The sequence below is a fragment of the Luteimonas aestuarii genome, assembly GCF_004357985.1.
GTDB classification, from domain to species: Bacteria; Pseudomonadota; Gammaproteobacteria; order Xanthomonadales; family Xanthomonadaceae; genus Luteimonas; species Luteimonas aestuarii.
Genome location: NZ_SMTF01000002.1, coordinates 451,739 through 469,813 on the forward strand (window position 1 = coordinate 451,739; position 18,075 = coordinate 469,813).

The 18,075-nt window shown below is 67.2% G+C and carries 14 protein-coding genes; 11 read left to right on the forward strand and 3 right to left on the reverse strand.

The window, feature by feature from the left end:
* Positions 1-62: 62 nt before the first annotated feature.
* The gene (locus E2F46_RS04615; RefSeq protein WP_133320897.1) at positions 63-1,745 is read left to right on the forward strand and encodes an amidohydrolase; all 1,683 of its coding nucleotides are present in this window, start codon (positions 63-65) and stop codon (positions 1,743-1,745) included.
* A 103-nt stretch (positions 1,746-1,848) separates the two neighbouring features.
* Here the strand turns inward: E2F46_RS04615 and E2F46_RS04620 are convergent, their stop codons facing one another.
* Positions 1,849-2,739, reverse strand: coding sequence for a PhzF family phenazine biosynthesis protein (locus E2F46_RS04620; RefSeq protein ID WP_133320898.1), 891 nt, complete (start codon positions 2,737-2,739; stop codon positions 1,849-1,851).
* A gap of 29 nt (positions 2,740-2,768) precedes the next feature.
* On the reverse strand, positions 2,769-3,665 hold the full coding sequence (locus tag E2F46_RS04625) for a PhzF family phenazine biosynthesis protein (RefSeq protein ID WP_133320899.1): 897 nt from the start codon (positions 3,663-3,665) through the stop codon (positions 2,769-2,771).
* A gap of 111 nt (positions 3,666-3,776) precedes the next feature.
* Here E2F46_RS04625 and E2F46_RS04630 point away from each other — a divergent pair, with 111 nt between their 5' ends.
* Genes E2F46_RS04630 through murD form a run of 3 tightly spaced genes read left to right on the forward strand, consistent with a single transcriptional unit; the run spans position 3,777 to position 9,191 of the window.
* The gene (locus E2F46_RS04630) at positions 3,777-6,377 is read left to right on the forward strand and encodes a bifunctional aspartate kinase/diaminopimelate decarboxylase (protein WP_133320900.1); all 2,601 of its coding nucleotides are present in this window, start codon (positions 3,777-3,779) and stop codon (positions 6,375-6,377) included.
* Positions 6,374-7,813, forward strand: a complete 1,440-nt coding sequence (murL, locus tag E2F46_RS17650; RefSeq protein WP_243720297.1) for a UDP-N-acetyl-alpha-D-muramoyl-L-alanyl-L-glutamate epimerase — start codon at positions 6,374-6,376, stop codon at positions 7,811-7,813. The genes E2F46_RS04630 and murL overlap by 4 nt, the downstream gene beginning before the upstream one ends.
* Positions 7,794-9,191 (forward strand): UDP-N-acetylmuramoyl-L-alanine--D-glutamate ligase, encoded by a 1,398-nt coding sequence (gene murD / locus E2F46_RS04635; RefSeq protein WP_243720298.1) that lies wholly within the window; start codon positions 7,794-7,796, stop codon positions 9,189-9,191. Before murL ends, murD begins: the two co-directional genes overlap by 20 nt.
* Positions 9,192-9,210: 19 nt before the next feature.
* On the opposite strand, the gene E2F46_RS04640 is transcribed toward murD, so the two are convergent.
* Positions 9,211-10,206 carry a polyprenyl synthetase family protein gene (locus tag E2F46_RS04640; RefSeq protein ID WP_133320902.1) on the reverse strand — a complete coding sequence of 332 codons (996 nt, stop codon included), beginning with the start codon at positions 10,204-10,206 and terminating at the stop codon, positions 9,211-9,213.
* Positions 10,207-10,379: 173 nt separating this feature from the next.
* On the opposite strand from E2F46_RS04640, the gene ssb reads away from it, so the two are divergent.
* The 7 genes from ssb to E2F46_RS04675 all read left to right on the forward strand — a co-directional run bounded on the left by ssb (position 10,380) and on the right by E2F46_RS04675 (position 18,047).
* Positions 10,380-10,868 (forward strand): single-stranded DNA-binding protein, encoded by a 489-nt coding sequence (gene ssb / locus E2F46_RS04645; protein WP_133320903.1) that lies wholly within the window; start codon positions 10,380-10,382, stop codon positions 10,866-10,868.
* A gap of 50 nt (positions 10,869-10,918) precedes the next feature.
* A complete protein-coding gene (gene rfbB / locus E2F46_RS04650; protein ID WP_133320904.1) occupies positions 10,919-11,974 on the forward strand; it encodes a dTDP-glucose 4,6-dehydratase in 1,056 nt (351 codons plus the stop codon).
* Positions 11,971-12,858, forward strand: coding sequence for a glucose-1-phosphate thymidylyltransferase RfbA (gene rfbA, locus E2F46_RS04655; protein WP_133320905.1), 888 nt, complete (start codon positions 11,971-11,973; stop codon positions 12,856-12,858). Before rfbB ends, rfbA begins: the two co-directional genes overlap by 4 nt.
* A complete protein-coding gene (gene rfbC, locus E2F46_RS04660) occupies positions 12,855-13,412 on the forward strand; it encodes a dTDP-4-dehydrorhamnose 3,5-epimerase (RefSeq protein WP_133320906.1) in 558 nt (185 codons plus the stop codon). The genes rfbA and rfbC overlap by 4 nt, the downstream gene beginning before the upstream one ends.
* On the forward strand, positions 13,409-14,305 hold the full coding sequence (gene rfbD, locus E2F46_RS04665; RefSeq protein WP_133320907.1) for a dTDP-4-dehydrorhamnose reductase: 897 nt from the start codon (positions 13,409-13,411) through the stop codon (positions 14,303-14,305). Before rfbC ends, rfbD begins: the two co-directional genes overlap by 4 nt.
* A gap of 49 nt (positions 14,306-14,354) precedes the next feature.
* Positions 14,355-16,343 (forward strand): alpha/beta hydrolase family protein, encoded by a 1,989-nt coding sequence (locus E2F46_RS04670; RefSeq protein WP_341777550.1) that lies wholly within the window; start codon positions 14,355-14,357, stop codon positions 16,341-16,343.
* Between the two features lie 105 nt (positions 16,344-16,448).
* Complete coding sequence (locus E2F46_RS04675; protein WP_133320908.1) at positions 16,449-18,047, forward strand: AbgT family transporter; 1,599 nt, start codon at positions 16,449-16,451, stop codon at positions 18,045-18,047.
* The last annotated feature ends 28 nt before the right edge of the window (positions 18,048-18,075 follow it).

Sequence of the window (18,075 nt, forward strand, 5' to 3'; positions counted from 1 at the left end):
GCGCCACCGGCACACACTGTCCGCGGTGTAGCATCGGCCGCTCCTGACTGCCGAAGCAAGCCATGTCGCGCACCCTGCTGTTGTCCTGTTGCCTGTTCGCGTTGCTGCCGCTGCAGGCGGCCGAGCACACCCTGCTGCGTGCGGCGCGCATCCACACCTCCGAACCAGCGATGCCCGTTGCCGATGCAATGGTCTGGGACAGTGCGGGCCGCGTGGTCGCGGTGGGACCGGCCGACGAATTGTCGGCACGGTATCCCGAAGCGACCGCGATCGACGTCGGCGACGCCACCGTCGTTCCCGGCCTGATCGATGCGCATGCGCATATCGTCGGGCTGGGCCTGGCCTTGACGCAGGCCGACCTGTCCGGTGCCCGGAGCAAGGCGGAGATCGTCGAGCGGCTACGCGAGTACGACCGCACCTTGCCGGAAGGCGCCTGGATGTTGGGGCGCGGCTGGGACCAGAACCTCTGGCCGGAGCGCGAATTCCCCACCGCGGCCGACCTCGATGCCGCGTTCCCCGAACGCCCGGTGTGGCTGCGGCGCGTCGATGGCCATGCCGGCTGGGTCAATTCCGTCGCATTGCGTGCCGTTGCCGCGGATCCTGCAAGCGCGGCCCTGCTGGCGTCCGGGCAGCCGGACGGCGGCCTGATCGTGCGCGACGACGATGGCCGGCCGACCGGCGTGTTCATCGACGAGGCCGAGAGGTTGGTGGAAGCGGTGTTGCCACCGATGCGCGACAGCGATCGCGACGACGCATTGCGCCGCGCGCTGGAGGCGGCGGTGCGCGTCGGCCTGACCGGCATGCACGACATGGGCACCAGCCTGCGCGATTTCGAGCAACTGCGGCGTTTCGCCGACGACGACCGCTTGCCACTGCGCATCAGCGCCTATGCCGACGGCGAGGGCGCGGCGCTGGACTGGCTGTGCACGCATGGTGCCTGGCGCCACGACGGTGGCCGGCTGCAGATGCGCGGGGTGAAGCTGATGGTCGACGGTGCGCTGGGCAGCCGCGGCGCCGCGCTGGAAGAGGACTACAGCGACGCGCCCGGCAGCCGTGGCCTCGTGTTGCTGGAGCCGGAGCGGCTGGAGGCACTGGCGGCGCGCTCGCGCGACTGCGGCCTGCAGGTCGCCACCCACGCCATCGGCGATCGCGGCAATCGACTGGTACTGGATGCGTACGCGCAGGTGCTGGGCGACGACGTGCAAGCTGACCATCGCTGGCGCATCGAACATGCGCAGATCATGGCGCTCGGCGACATCCCGCGTTTCACCGACCTGCGCCTGGTGGCATCGATGCAGCCCACGCACGCCACTTCGGACATGCCATGGGCGGAGGATCGCGTGGGGCCGCTGCGCATCGCCGGTGCGTACGCCTGGCGCCGCTTCGTCGAAGCCGGGGTGCCGCTGGCGTTGGGCTCGGATTTCCCTGTGGAATCGCCGGACCCGAGGCTGGGCCTGCACGCAGCGGTGACGCGGCAGGACGTGCATGGCGCGCCCGAGGGTGGCTGGCTGCCGGACCAGGTGCTGTCGCCATCGGAAGCGCTGCAGGGATTCACCGCGGGTGCTGCCTGGGCCAACCACGACGAGACGCGCGTTGGCCGGCTGGTGCCTGGCCTGCATGCCGATTTCGTGGTGCTGGCGCGCGACCCGATGGCCGTCGAAGGTCGCGACCTGGCGGATATTCCGATCCTGTCGACCTGGGTCGATGGCCGTCCGGTGTACGAGGCCGCCGCACACGTCGACTGAGCGACACACGCACCCTCGCCCGCAAGCGGGGATACGTGCTCCCTCCTTGCTTGCGCGGCATTGCGCCCTTCACGGGTGAAGGGTTGGGGGTGGGGCGGAGGGGTCAGGTGCCGTCGGTCGAGGGCCAGTCGATGACGCCCTCGATCACGGTCTGCACGCGGCCGCCGGACCAGACGTCGCCGGCATCGTCGACGCGCAGCTCGATGATCGCGTCGTGGCCGACTTCGCGTCCCTGGCTGATGCGATAGAAACCGCCGTCGCCCGGCAGCGCATCCTGCGAGGCCAGCCAGGCCGCGAGCGTGGCATTGGCCGCACCCGAGGCCGCATCCTCGAACTGCGCCGGCGCACCCACCCAGGCGCGCACGGCGAGGTAGTAGACGGGATCGTCGCTGCGCGCGAACACGCACAGGCCCATGCTGTCGGTTTCCAGCGCGAGGCGGCCGATGGCGTCCCAGTTGGGCGATGCCGCGCGCAGCGTTGCTTCGTCGGCGACTTCCGCCAGCCACCAGCGCCGTCCGCCGTCCACCAGCGCCGGCGGCAGTGCGCCCCGCGGCAGGCCTTCGACGGCATCGCGGATTTGCGGATGCGACGCGGCGGCGATCTCGACCACGCGCGCCCTCGGCGTGCGCACCGCGATCGTGCGCGCGCTGCCTTCGCCCTCGACCCGCAGCGGCAGCTCGCCCGCGATGCCGGCCTGGACCAGCAGGCCGTCGCGCGGCTGCACCAGGCCCGCCTGCAATACGGCATGCGCCGTGCCCACGCTGGGATGGCCGGCGAAGGGCACTTCGCGGCGCGGGCTGAACATGCGGATGCCGTAGCTCGCCGTCGGCGACGGCGACGGGAACACGAAGGTGGTTTCCGGCAACCGCGTCCAGCGGGCGATGGCCTGCATGGTGGCGTCGTCGAGGCCGTCGGCATCAAGTACGACCGCGAGGGGATTGCCTGCGCCGGGACGGTCGGCGAAGACGTCGAGCTGCACGAAGCGGCGTTGCATGGATGGGCCTTGGGGGAGGGCGGTGCAGCTTACCAATCCGTCGACCGATCCACTCCCCACGCCACCTCGCCGCGGATCACCGCCTGCACCCGGCCGCCGATCCACACCTCGCCGTCACCATCGACCTGCACATGCACGCGGCCATCGCGGCCGAGTTCGCGGCCCTGGCTGGCGATGTAACCGCCATCGCGGCCGGGCAGCGCGCCCGCGGCATGCAATGCCGCTGCGATGCAGGCGTTGACGCTGCCGGTCACCGGGTCCTCGGGGATGTTGTCGGCGGGGCAGAACGCGCGCACGGCGAGCGCATGGTCGTCGTCGCGACTGCGGCCGAACACCGCGAGTCCGACGGCATCCGTTGCAGTCGTCAGCGCGGCGATCGCGGCCAAGTCCGGCGTCAACGCACGCACGGTGGCTGCATCGGCCAGTTCCACCAGCCACCAGGACGGGCCGTTGTTCCAGAGAGCAGCGGGCAAGGTGCCCCGAGCAAGACCGGCGGTGACGGCGTGCAGCAAGGCCAGATGCCGGGATTCGACATCGATACGCCGCGCCTTGGGTGCGCGGACGTGCAACACGCGACCATCTGGCGGTCCTTCCACCCGTACGGGCAGCAGTCCAGCCGCGCATTGCTGCACCAGGTGCCTGGCGTCGGCTGGCGCAAGCCCGAGGTCCAATGCGGCCCACGCCGCGCCCACGCTGGGGTGGCCGGCGAATGGCAGTTCGCTGCGGGGGGTGAAGATGCGGATGCGATAGTCGGCGCCGGGCTCCGGTGGCAGGAAGAAGATCGTTTCCGACAGGTTGGTCCAGGCGGCAAAGGCCTGCATGGCCGAGGCATCCAGGCCGTCGGCATCCACCACCACGCCCAGCGGATTGCCGGCGCCCGCACGGTCGGCGAAGACATCGAGTTGCAGGTAGCGGCGCAGGGACATGTGGGCGGCCTTCGACCGGGCGGGCCGATTGGAGGGGCGATTGGATAGAATCGCGGGATGCGCCCGCATGCTGGGGCGCGCCGCCCGTTATACCGGAACCCCTACACGCCCATGTCCTCCCTTCCGACCGGCACGCCCTGGGTCGTGCTCAAGTTCGGCGGCACTTCGGTGTCGCAACGCCACCGCTGGGACACCATCGGCCGGCTGGCGTCGAAACGGATCGAAGGCGGCGACACGCGCGTGCTGGTGGTGGTGTCCGCGCTATCGGGCGTGACCAATGAACTGACCGCGATCGCCGATGGCGCGGCGGATGCCGCGGTACGCGTGGATGCGCTGGTCGCACGTCACCGCGCCTTCGCCGCGGACCTCGGGCTCGATGCCGACGCGGTGCTCGGCACGCACCTGTCCACGCTGCAGGGCCTGCTGGCCGATCCACGCGCAGCCACGCGCCCGCTCGACTGGCAGGCCGATGTACTGGCGCATGGCGAACTGCTGTCGTCCTCGCTCGGTGCCGCCTACCTGCAGACGCAGGGCGTCGACATCGGTTGGTGCGATGCGCGCGACTGGCTGGATGCGATTGAATTGCCCAACCAGAGCGCATGGGGCCGGCGGCTGTCGGTGTCGTGCAAGCGCGAGGCCGACGATGCGTGGCGCACGCGTTTCGCCGCACAACCGACGCCGGTGCTGATTACCCAGGGCTTCATCGCCCGCCATGGCGATGGCGGCACCGCGATCCTCGGGCGCGGCGGTTCGGACACGTCGGCGGCGCTGTTCGGCGGCCTGCTGCGCGCCAGTGGCGTTGAAATCTGGACCGACGTGCCGGGCATGTTCAGCGCCAACCCGCGCGACGTGCCCGATGCGCGCCTGCTGACGCGGCTGGATTACGCCGAGGCGCAGGAAATCTCCACCACCGGCGCCAAGGTGCTGCATCCCCGCTCGCTGGGGCCGTGCCGCGTCTCGGGCGTGCCGATGGCGATCCTCGATACCGAGCGGCCGGACCTGCCCGGCACGCGCATCGATGGCGAGGCCTCCACCGTGCCCGGGGTCAAGGCGATCAGCCGCCGCAATGGCATCGTGCTGGTGTCGATGGAAACCGTGGGCATGTGGCAGTCGGTCGGTTTCATGGCCGACATCTTCGAGCGCTTCAAGCGCCACGGGCTGTCGGTGGACCTGATCGGTTCGGCCGAAACCAACGTCACCGTCTCGCTCGACCCCAGCGACAACCTGGTCAGTACCGACGTACTGGCGCGGCTGTCCGAAGACCTGTCGCAGATCTGCCGGGTGAAGGTGATCGCGCCCTGCGCGGCGATCACCCTGGTCGGCCGGGGCATGCGCTCGTTGCTGCACAAGCTGTCGGACGTGTGGGCGACGTTCGGCAAGGAGCGCGTGCACCTGATCTCGCAGTCCTCGAACGACCTCAACCTCACCTTCGTCATCGACGAGGCCGACGCCGATGGCTTGTTGCCGCAACTGCACGCCGAGCTGATCGCCAGCGGCGCGATGCCGGTGGACGATGGCGCGGTGTTCGGCCCCAGCTGGAAGGAGATCCAGTTCGGCAAGCCGGCGCGTGTGGTGAAGTGGTGGGAAGACGCCACCGAGCGACAGCGCCTGCTGGCGCTGGCCTCGCGCGGCACGCCACGCTACGTCTACCACCTGCAGACAGTGCGTGAGCGGGCGCGCGCGCTGAATGCGGTGGGGGCCATCGACCGCCGCTTCTTCGCGATCAAGGCCAATTCGCATCCGTGGATCCTGCGCACGCTGGAAGCCGAGGGGTTCGGGCTGGAGTGCGTGTCGATCGGCGAGATCGAACACGTGTTCGCCACGTTGCCGGGCCTGGACCCGTCGCGCGTGCTGTTCACGCCCAGCTTCGCGCCGCGGCGCGAGTACGACGGCGCGTTCGAGCGGGGTGTCAACGTCACGCTGGACAATGTCGAGGCCTTGCGCAACTGGCCGGAGACCTTCCGCGGGCGCGACCTGTGGCTGCGCATCGACCTGGGTCGCGGCGATGGCCACCACGCCAAGGTGGTGACCGGCGGCGCGGCGTCGAAATTCGGACTGCCGATTGCGGCGGTCGACGACTTCGTCGCGGCGGCGCGTACGGTCGGCGTGCGCATCACCGGCATCCACGCACACCTGGGCAGCGGCATCGGCCATCCGAAGCACTGGCGAGAGGTGTACGCGGAACTGGCCGGCGTGGCGGATGGCATCGGTACCGTGGACAGCATCGACATCGGCGGCGGATTGACCATCCCGTACAAGCCGGACGACCAGCCGTTCGATCTGGCGCTGTGGGCCGAAGGCCTGGCCGAGATCAAGGCGGCATGGCCGCGCTACAGGCTTGCCATCGAACCCGGCCGCTTCATGGTGGCCGAATGCGGCGTGCTGCTGACGCACGTGACCCAGGTGGTCGGCAAGCAGGGTGTGCGCCGCGTGGGCCTCGATGCCGGGATGAACGCGCTGATGCGGCCGGCGATGTACGACGCCTTCCACGCGGTGCGTAACCTGACGCGCTTCGATGACGCCGATGACGCCGCGTTCGACATCGTCGGTCCCATTTGCGAATCCAGCGACGTGCTCGGCATCGACCGGCTGCTGCCCGTCGGCACCGCCGAAGGCGACGTGGTGCTGGTGTCGGATGCAGGCGCTTACGGTTTTGTGATGGCCAATACTTACAACCTGCGTGACTTGCCGCAGGAGGATGTCCTGGAATGACGTCTCTGGTTTTCGAGCGCGACACGATCCGCGCCTTCCGTTTCGTGCGCTGTGGCTTCGATGCCGAAACCGGCATTGCCCGACTGGCCTATGCCTTCGATGACGGCCCGGAACTGGTGGAAACGGTCACCTTGCCCGGTGCGCCGTTCGCGCTCGATGCCGCGCGTGCCGCGGCGGCGGAACATGCGCTGCGCCTGCTGCATCTGCTGGCGGGCGTGAGCTACTACAAGGCGGCAGTGCCGCCGGAGATCCGCATCGAGTCGTACGATATCGATGCGGCGACCGCGGCGCTGCTGGACGACGTTTACTTGCATGGCCTGGGCGAGTTCGCCTACCGAAACGGCCTGGACCTTCGCGGCAGGATCAATTTCCCGGCGTTGGACGGACCCCCACCCCGACCCTCCCCCGCAAGCGGGGGAGGGGGCAAGGGCGGGAACGTCTCCACAGGTCTTCCTGCGGGCGGTGATGGGTGCAACGCGCCGGCGGTGTCCCTGCGCCAGCACGCACTGGTCGCCATCGGCGGCGGCAAGGATTCGCTGGTCAGCATCGAGGCACTGCGCGCGATCGGCGTCAACCAGACGGTGACCTGGATCGGGGGGTCGCAGCTGATCAAGGCCTGCGCCGAACGCACCGGACTGCCGACGCTCAACATCGGCCGCCAACTTGCGCCGGAACTGTTCGAGTACAACCGCCTCGGCGCGTGGAACGGCCATATCCCGGTGACCGCGGTGAACTCGGCGATCCTGGCCTTCGCCGCCATCGTCCTGGGCGTGGACCAGGTGGTGTTCTCGAACGAGCGCTCGGCCAGCTACGGCAGCCTGATCGAAGGCACGGGCGAGGTGAACCACCAGTGGTCGAAGGGCTGGGCGTTCGAGCGCGCGTTCGCCGCGTACCTGCGCAGCCACGTCGCCGACGACCTCCATTACTACTCGTTGCTGCGTCCGCTGAGCGAGTTGGCCGTGGCGCGGCAGTTCGCGAAGATCGACCGCTACGACGCGCATTTCTCCAGCTGCAACCGCAATTTCCACCTGCTGGGCGAGCGTCCGGTGAATCGCTGGTGCGGCGTCTGCCCGAAGTGCCATTTCGTGTTCCTGGCGCTGGCGCCGTTCATGCCCAAGCCGCGGCTGGTGGGCATCTTCGGCCGCAACCTGCTGGACGATGCCGGGCAGATCCCGGGCTACGACGCATTGCTGGAGTATCGCGACCACAAGCCCTTCGAATGCGTGGGCGAGGGCAAGGAGTCGCGTGCGGCGATGGCGGCGCTGGCGTCGCGCCCGGAATGGCGCGAGGACGCGATCGTCGCGCGCTTCGCCCGCGAGATCGCACCGCAGCTGGGCGACGGCGAGGTGGACGTGGCGGCGCTGCTGTCCATCGACGACGCGCACGGCATCCCCGCGCCGCTGTGGGAACGCCTGCGTGCGCGACTCGCCCAATAGCATCGCTGCGCTCGATGGCCAGCGCGTCGCGCTGTGGGGTTGGGGGCGCGAAGGTCGCGCCGCCTGGAAGGCAATCCGCTCACGCCGGCCGCAGTTGCCGCTGACGTTGTTCTGCCTGCCCGATGAGGCTGTTGGCGCGCGTGCCACTGGCGATGCATGGCTGGCGGTGGAAACAATGGTCGACGCCGACCGTCTGGCGGCGTTCGATGTGGTGGTGAAATCCCCGGGGGTCAGCCCGTATCGACCCGAGGCATTGGCAGCTTCGGACCGCGGCACGCGCTTCATCGGCGGCACCACGCTGTGGTTCGCCGAACGCCCCGATGCCCGCACGATCTGCGTGACCGGTACCAAGGGCAAGAGCACGACGTCGGCGCTGCTGGCGCACCTGCTGCGCGCGGGTGGGCATCGCACGGCACTGACCGGCAACATCGGCCAGCCGCTGCTGGAGCTGCTGGAAGGCAAGGCCGAGTACTGGGTGGTCGAACTGTCGAGCTACCAGACGCGCGATGTTGCGCTCAGTGGTGTGTGTCCCGGGATCGCCGTGGTCACCAACATCTTTCCCGAGCATCTCGACTGGCATGGGAGCGAAGCGCGTTACGTGAGCGACAAGCTGTCGCTGCTGACCGACGCCAAGCCGGGTATCGCCATCCTCAGTGCCAATGACGCGCGGTTGGCCGCGCTGGACCTGCCCGGTAGCTACGTGCGCTGGTTCGGCACTGACGCGGGCTGGCACCTGCGTGGCGACGTGGTGTGGCGCGGCGACGAGGCGGTGTTCGATACCGCCGGCGTGCCGCTGCCGGGCCGGCACAACCGCGGCAACCTGTGCGCGGTGCTGGCGACGATCGAAGCGCTGGGCCTGGATGCCACGGCGCTGGCGCCGCATGCGGCGACCTTCATGCCGCTGCCGCACCGGCTGCAGCCGGTGGGCGAACGCGACGGCGTGCTGTACGTCAATGATTCGATCAGCACCACCCCGCACGCCACCCTCGCCGCGCTGGAGGTATATCGCGGACGGCGCGTGGCCTTGCTGGTGGGCGGGCATGACCGTGGCATCGACTGGGCACCGTTCGTGGCGGCGATGCCGGCACAGGCGCCCAGGGCCATCGTGACCATGGGCCAGAACGGCCCACGGATCCATGATGCATTGCTGTCGCTGGCCGACGCGGGTGGATTCGTCCTGCGTGCTGCCTCGGACCTGGCTGATGCCGTCGCGCAAGCCAACGCGCTGCTTGAGGGCGATGGCGTGGTGCTGCTGTCGCCGGGCGCGCCCAGCTTCGGTGCCTATCGCGACTACACCGAGCGGGGGCGACACTTCGCGGCATTGGCCGGCTTCGACCCGGACAGGATCACCACGATTCCCGGGATCGGGATCGCCTGATTCCCGCGCCGGGCCGGCCTCAGTGGCCGCGCTCCACCGCATAGCGCGCAAGGCCGCGCAGTGCGGCCACCGCTTCGTTGTCAGGGAGATCGGCAAGCGCGGCTTCCGCGGCATGTGCGTATTCGCCTGCACGCGTGCGGCTGTATTCGAGGCTGCCGGCGCGTTCGATGGCTGCAAGCACTTCGGGCATCGCCGTGGCATCGCCCTGTTCGACGATGCCGCGCAGCCGGGCGCGGGTGGCGTCGTCGGCGTGGGCCATGGCATGGATCAGGGGCAGCGTCGCCTTGCCTTCGGCCAGGTCGTCGCCGAGGTGCTTGCCGAGCGCGTCGGCATCGGCGCTGTAGTCCAGCACGTCGTCGGCGATCTGGAACGCGTAACCCAGTTGCATGCCGTAGTCGTACAGCGCGCGCTGCGTGGCGGCGTCCGCGCCGGACGCCATCGCACCGAGTTGCGTACCCGCGGCGAACAGCACCGCGGTCTTGCGTTCGATCACGTCGAGGTAGGCCGCTTCGTCGGTATCCGGGTTGCGTACGTGCAGCAGCTGCAGCACCTCGCCCTCGGCGATGCGGTTGGTGGTATCGGCCAGCAGGCGCATCACGTCCATGCGGTCCAGCTCGACCATCAACTGGAAGCTGCGCGAGTACAGGAAGTCGCCGACCAGCACGCTGGGGGCGTTGCCCCACAGGGCGTTGGCGGTGCTGCGGCCGCGGCGCAGGTCGGATTCGTCCACCACGTCGTCGTGCAGCAGGGTCGAGGTGTGGATGAACTCGACGATGGCCGCCAGCTGGTGGTGGCCCGGCCCCACGTCGCCGGTTGCGCGTCCCGCCAGCGTCACCAGCATCGGCCTCAGGCGCTTTCCGCCGGCGGAGACGATGTGCTCGGCGATCTGGTTGACCAACGCCACGTCCGAGGCCAGCCGCCCGCGGATCAGCGCATCGACTGCGGCCATGTCGGCCGCGGCGAGTGCCTGGATGCGGGGCAGGTCGGGAGCGGGCGCGGCGATGGGCAGGGACATGAACGATCCGTTGACGGCAAACGCGTCGATTATACGAAGGCAGGGGCCTGAGGCCGCCGGATGTGGGAATCCGCCGACCCCCGGTCACGGCGTCGCCCGATGCCGTCGGTGCCCCGGTTATAATCCAATGCCTGTCGCCGGGTCCCCGGCGAAACCGCGAGGAATGCAGCGCAATGGCCCGTGGCATCAACAAGGCGATCCTGGTCGGAAACCTCGGCAACGATCCCGAAACCAAATACACCCAGGGCGGCATGGCCGTCACCAAGATCAGCCTGGCCACCACCTCGGTCCGCAAGGACCGCGACGGCAACAACCAGGAAAAGACCGAATGGCACCGGGTGACGTTCTTCGGCAAGCTGGGTGAAATCGCCGGCGAGTACCTGCGAAAGGGCTCGCAGGTCTACGTCGAGGGCCGCATCAGCTATTCCGAACACACGGGTGACGATGGCCAGAAGCGTTATTACACCGACATCATCGCCGACGAGATGCAGATGCTCGGCGGCCGTGGTGACGGTGGCGGTGGTGGCGGGTCGTACGATCGCGGTTCGCGCCCGCAGCGCCAGGAGTACGGCGGCAGCGGCGGCCAGCAGCCCCAGCGTCGCCCGGCGCAACAGCAGCCGGCGCCCGTCGATGATTTCGCGGATGACGACATCCCGTTCTGATCGCGCGTCGGATCATCGTTTATCCAAGTAACTCGAAACAGGAGCTTCCATTGCCTACTTGGCTAGTGACCGGCGGAGCCGGGTTCATCGGGGGCAATTTCGTCCTCGCCGCCGTCGACCGTGGCGTGCGCATCGTCAACCTCGATGCGCTCACCTATGCAGGAAACCTGGATACGCTTTCGTCACTGGAAGGCAACCCAAGCCACGTGTTCGTCCACGGCGATATCGGTGACGGCGCCCTGGTGTCCCGCCTGCTGGCGGAGCATCGTCCGGATGCGGTGGTGAACTTCGCGGCCGAGAGCCACGTGGACCGTTCCATCGACGGGCCTGCGGCGTTCGTGCAGACGAACGTGGTCGGCACTCTGGCCCTGCTCGAGGCCGTGCGCGACTACTGGAAGGCGCTTGAAGCGGATGCGCGCGATGCCTTTCGCTTCCTGCATGTATCCACGGACGAGGTGTACGGCTCGCTGGGCGAGACCGGACTGTTCACCGAGACCACGCCGTATGCGCCGAACTCGCCTTATTCGGCTTCGAAGGCCGCGTCCGACCACCTGGTCCGGGCCTTCCACCACACCTATGGCCTGCCGACGCTGACGACCAATTGCTCCAACAACTACGGCCCCTATCATTTCCCGGAGAAGCTCATCCCGCTTGTCATCGCCAAGGCGCTGGCCGGCGAGCCGCTGCCGGTCTATGGCGATGGCAAGCAGGTGCGCGACTGGTTGTTCGTCACCGACCATTGCGCCGCGATCCGCACCGTGCTGGAGAAGGGGCGGGTAGGTGAGACCTACAACGTCGGCGGCAACGCGGAGATGCAGAACATCGAGGTCGTGCACGCCATCTGCGCGTTGCTGGACCAGCGGCGTCCGCGCGACGATGGCCAGTCGCGCGCGACGCAGATCACCTACGTCGCCGATCGGCCGGGCCATGACCGTCGTTACGCGATCGATGCCTCGAAGCTGCGCGATGAGTTGGGCTGGGAGCCAGCCTACACGTTCGATCGTGGTATCGCGGAAACCGTGGATTGGTACCTGCAGAACCAGGATTGGGTGGCGCGCGTGCTCGACGGCAGCTATCGCCTTGAACGCATCGGTGGCGCGTCATGACGACACGCAAGGGCATCATCCTGGCGGGCGGCTCCGGCACGCGCCTGTATCCGATCACGCAGGCGATCAGCAAGCAGCTTCTGCCGGTGTATGACAAGCCCATGATCTATTACCCGCTGAGCGTGCTGATGCTCGCGGGCATCCGTGAGGTGCTGATCATCAACACGCCGCACGAGCAGGCACTGTTCAAGGCACTGCTGGGCGATGGCTCGCAGTGGGGCATGCGCATCGAGTATGCGGTGCAGCCCAGTCCGGACGGCCTTGCGCAAGCGTTCCTGATTGGTCGCGAGTTCCTGGCTGGCGCGCCAAGCTGCCTGGTGCTGGGCGACAACATTTTCCATGGCCCCGGCCTGACCGCCCTGCTCAATCGGGCAGACGAGCGTACTGACGGCGCAACCGTGTTCGGCTACTGGGTGCATGACCCCGAGCGTTATGGCGTTGCGGAATTCGATGCGGACGGACGTGTCGTGGGCCTTGAGGAGAAGCCGATCCAGCCGCGTTCGAACTATGCAGTGACCGGCCTGTATTTTTACGACGGTCGCGCCAGTGACTTCGCTGCCGGTCTGCAGCCGTCGCCACGCGGTGAGCTGGAAATCACCGATCTCAACAAGTGCTACCTCGACGAGGGTGTGCTCCATCTCGAGCAGCTCGGACGCGGCTACGCCTGGCTCGATACCGGCACGCACCAGTCGCTGCTGGAAGCATCCAACTACATCGAAACCATCGAGGCGCGACAGGGGCTGCGGGTGTGTTGCCCCGAGGAAATCGCCTGGAGCAACGGCTGGATCGACGAGGCGCAGCTGGAGGCGCTGGCCCGCCCCCTCTCCAAGAATGGCTATGGACAGTATCTCTTGACGCTAGCGGATCGTGGATACGTGCCATGAAGGTGATCGAGACAGGTCTACCGGGCTGCGTGGTCATCGAGCCCCGCGTGTTCGGTGACGATCGCGGGTTTTTCTACGAATCGTTCAACCGCGACAGGCTGGCCGAACACGGCCTGGCGCCAGCGTTCGTCCAAGGCAACGTGTCTTCCTCCGCGAAAGGCGTACTGCGTGGGCTCCACTACCAGTGGCCCAATCCGCAGGGGAAGTATGTCTCCGTGCTGGAAGGCGAGGTCTGGGACGTGGCGGTAGACATCCGCCGCGGCTCGCCGCACTTCGGCAAGTGGACCGCCGTGCTCTTGAGTGCGGAGAACAAGCGCCACTTCTGGATCCCGGAGGGCTTCGCGCACGGTTTCGTGGTGCTGAGCGAGCGTGCGCTGTTCACCTACTTGTGTACCGCGACATACGATCCTTCGGCCGATGCCAACATCCGCTGGGATGATGCCGGCCTCGCGATCGACTGGCCGGTTGCCAGCCCGCTGCTGTCCGGCAAGGATGAAAAAGCACCGTTCCTGGCGGACGTTCCCCCCGACCGCCTGCCAGTGTTCGCCGAATGAAGCTGCTGTTGCTCGGGGCCAACGGGCAGGTGGGCCATGAACTCCGGCGAGCGCTTGCGCCGCTTGGCGATGTGGTCTGCACGACGCGATCTGGCGTGCTGGCCGATGGCATGCCATGCGAGATGGCCGACTTCGACCAGCCGGCGTCGTTGCCATCGTTGGTCGAGCGTATCGCGCCCGACGTGGTGGTCAACGCCGCGGCCTATACCGCGGTGGACAAGGCCGAGTCCGATGCCGAGGCCGCGATGCGTGCCAATGCCGACGCGCCTGGGGCGATCGCGCAGGCATGCACACGGCGGGGCGCGCTGTTGGTGCACTTCTCGACCGACTACGTGTTCGATGGCACCGCTTCGCGTCCCTACACGGAAGACGATCCCACTTCACCGCTCGGCGTCTACGGCCAGACCAAGCTGGCAGGTGAGCAGGCCGTCCAGGCCAGCGGTTGCCGGCACATGATCTTCCGCACGGCATGGGTCTATGCCGACCACGGACGCAACTTCCTGCTGACCATGCTGCGGCTTGCGAAGGAGCGCGACGAGCTACGCGTGGTGGCGGACCAGGTGGGCACGCCAACGCCAGCCCCGCTGATCGCAGACGTGACCGCAGCGACGTTGGCGCGCGGCGGCGATCAATCCGGGTTATGGCATCTGACCGCGTCCGGTTCCACGACCTGGCATGGATTCTCGGAGGCGATCATGGACTCGGCGCTGCGCACGGGGCTGCTCGCCAAAGTGCCAAGGATCATCCCAATCGCGACGGCTGAATATCCCACTCCTGCGCGGAGGCCTGCCTACTCATGCCTGCAGACCACTCGTCTGGAGCGCGACTTCGACCTGCACATGCCGGATTGGCGCGCAGGCCTCGATGCGGTGATGGCCAACTTGCGATCCTGAGGGACATGCATTAGAACCGTCGGCTGCGCCGAGGACAGGGGGGGTCGCGATGAGGCAGGTGCGTTTGGGTCTCTGGATGTGTTGGCCGCTGCTGGCGATACTCGTTGTGCCACCTGTATTTGCGGAGGTGGACATCGATGCGTACGTACGAAAGGAGCAATTCAGGGACCTGAAGCTGTCGCCGGATGGCAGGCACCTGGCCGCGACCGTGCAGCTGGAGGATCGCACGGGTGTTGCGGTTCTACGTTTGTCCGACATGTCGGTCGCCTCGAGCTTCTCGCTTGGACGCAATACCGACATCGCCAGGTTCGAGTGGGCGAACAACGATCGCATCCTCCTGGAAGTGGCCGACAAGTACGGAATGCTCGCCAGGCCCCAACGCACGGGTGAGATTGTTTCCGTCAGTGTCTCTGGTCGCAGCTCCGAGATGCTGGTGGGGCAGCGCGTTCAGAGTGCAGGGCCAGGTACACGCATACAGCCCCGGCGCCCGGAAAACGTCTGGGCGTTCCTGATGGACTCGCTGCCAACCGATGAGTGGCACGTGATCGTCACCGTCGGCGGATTTTCCGAAGACGCGTACACGCGTGCGGAACGGATGGATGTGCGGTCCGGGCGGCGCACGACGCTCGCGACAGTGCCCGTCCGGCGCGCAGAATTCATCGCAGACCATGCTGGCAATGTCAGGTTCGCCAACGGCGCTGGTGGCGACAATGTCAGCAAACTCTACTACCGTGCGGCGGGCTCGTCGGAGTGGTCGCTGATCAACGACGAAGCCGAGACGGGGCGGAATGAGCGTCCCCTGGGCTTCTCGGCAGATGGCCTGTCGGCCTATTTCCATACGAGCTTTCCGCGCGGGACGGACGGGGTTGTTGCATTCGACGTCTCCTCCGGTGAGCGCAAGATGCTGGTCAGGGATGATGCAGTTGATCCATATGAGGTGATCTACGCCAGTTCCGGCGCCCGGGAGCCCGTGGGTGTCCTTTTCATGGACGGACGGCCACGCAAACAGTTCTTTGACGCACGGCACCCGGAAGCATTGCTGCACCAGGCTTTGGACAGCGCGTTCGAAGGTGAACTGGTTCGGATCACGTCACGCAGCGAAGATGGCCGAAAGGCATTGCTGTTGGTGACATCCGACAGGAATAGTGGCGACTTCTTTCTTTTCGATACAGTCAGCCGGTCGGCGGAGCGTGTCGTCAGCAGGCGCGAGTGGCTGGATCCAGTACGGATGGCCCACGCTTCGCCTGTCTCGTTCAAGGCTCGTGATGGCCTTGACGTGCATGGCTACCTCACGACTCCCGTGGGCAGCAGTGGCAGTGGGATGCCGCTCGTCGTGCTGCCTCATGGCGGACCATTCGGTGTGCAGGATACCTGGGAATTCGATCAGGAAACGCAGTTGCTTGCAGCCGCTGGCTACGCAGTTCTCAGGATCAATTTTCGTGGATCTTCCGGTTACGGGATGGCTTTCCAGCGTGCGGGTGCACGCCAGTGGGGCTTGGCGATGCAGGACGATGTTACCGATGCGACTCGTTGGGCGATTGACCAGCGCATCGCGGATCCGTCACGGATCTGCATCTATGGCGCAAGCTATGGCGCCTATGCATCGCTGATGGGCGTCGCAAAGGAGCCCGATCTCTATCAGTGTGCTGCTGGCTACGTCGGCGTTTACGATCTGGCCACCCGGCGACGCGCGTTGACATCGGATGCCTACTCGCTCCGCACGTTCTCGGATGAATGGATGGGTACGGACGCGGCGGCGTTGCGGTTGGTATCCCCCAACCACTTGGCGGAGCAGATCAAGGTCCCGGTGTTTCTTTCTGCGGGTGAGGAGGACTTGATCGCACCGCCGCAGCACACGCGCATGATGGAGGCGGCGCTCAAGCGGGCAGGAGTGCCGGTGGAAAGCATGTATGCGAGAACCGAAGGACATGGTTTTTATGCGCCACGCAACCTGCGGGAGTACTACGGCAAGCTGCTGGCATTCCTCGATGTCCATATCGGGGCGGCTGCGACGGCCACGGGTGCGCGCAATGATTGATGCCAGGGATCTCGTGCCCGGAGTACGTTCACGCTGGCTTCCGGCCTCGAAAGGTCGCGTTTCGGGACGCTGTTAGACTCCCGGCATTCCCGAGGCCGATAACCAATGACCGAACGTGAAACCGCCCGGCCAGACAAGGAGCAATCCAGCGCCATCACCCGGCTGCTGAATACGGTCGAATGGCTGGGCAACCTGCTGCCGCATCCGGTCACGCTGTTCGCGCTGCTGGCGCTGTTGATCCTGCTGTTGTCGGGATTGCTGGGCGCCATGGGCGTCAGCGTGCCAGACCCGAGGCCGGAGGGCACGGCGGGGCGCGCGGAGGACGGCATCATCCGCGTGATCAGCCTGCTCGACGCGGAGGGCCTGCGCCGCATCGTCACCAGCCTGGTCACCAATTTCACCAGCTTCGTGCCGCTGGGCACGGTACTGGTGGCGATGCTGGGCGTGGGCATCGCCGAGCGTTCCGGGCTGCTGGCCGCCGCAATCAAGACCATGGTGCTCGGGGCGCCGAAGAACCTGGTCACCGTGGTGATCGTATTCGCGGCCGTGCTGTCGAACACCGCATCGGAGATGGGTTACGTGGTGGTGATCCCGCTGGCCGCGGCGATCTTCCATGCCTTGGGCCGGCATCCGCTCGCGGGCCTTGCCGCGGCGTTCGCCGGCGTGTCCGGTGGCTACAGCGCCAACCTGCTGATCGGCACCGTCGATCCACTGCTGGCCGGCATCACCCAGGAGGCCGCGCGCCTGATCGACCCGGCCTATGAGGTGCATGCCGCGGTCAACTGGTACTTCATGATCGTCAGCACGTTCGCGGTGACGGCGATGGGCTGGTTCGTCACCGCACGCATCGTCGAACCCAAGCTCGGCCCCTACGATCCGGCGCAGCTTGATCCCTCCGCCGAACCGATCAGCATGGAGCCGGTGTCGCCGGTCGAGAAGCGCGCGTTGCGCTGGTCGGGCGTGGCCGCGCTGGCGATGGGCGCGTTGATTGCCGCGCTGGTGGTGCCGGATGGCGGGTGGTTGCGCCTGCCCGGCATGGACGACACGCTGGCCAGCCTGCATCCGTTCCTGACCGGCATCGTGGTGCTGGTGGCGGTGTTCTTCGCGGTGCCCGGCATCGTTTACGGCGCGATCACCGGTGTCTTCCGCAGCGACCGCGACGTGATCAACGCGATGGCCAAGTCGATGGCCACGCTGAGCCTGTACATCGTGCTGGTGTTCTTCGCCGCGCAGTTCGTGGCGTTCTTCAACTGGACGCAGCTGGGGCAGGTGATCGCGGTGCTGGGCTCGACCACGCTGCAGGCGATCGGGCTGACCGGGCCCATCGTGTTCCTGTTCTTCATCGCGATCTGCGGCCTGATCAACCTGTCGCTTGGCTCGGCGTCCGCGCAGTGGGCGGTGACCGCGCCGATCTTCGTGCCGATGCTGATGCTGGTCGGCTACAGCCCCGAGGTAATCCAGTCCGCCTACCGCATCGGTGATTCGGTCACCAACCTGATCACGCCGATGATGAGCTACTTCGGCCTGATCATGGCCTTCGCCGCGCGCTACCAGCGCAACCTTGGCGTGGGCACGCTGATCGCGATGATGCTGCCGTACACCGTGGTGTTCTTCATCGGCTGGGTCTCGCTGTTCTTCCTCTGGGTGTTCGTGCTGGGCATGCCGGTGGGTCCGGGCGCGCCGACCTACTACGGCACGCCCTGACTGCTGCGGGCATGCGCCGGGGGTTGAC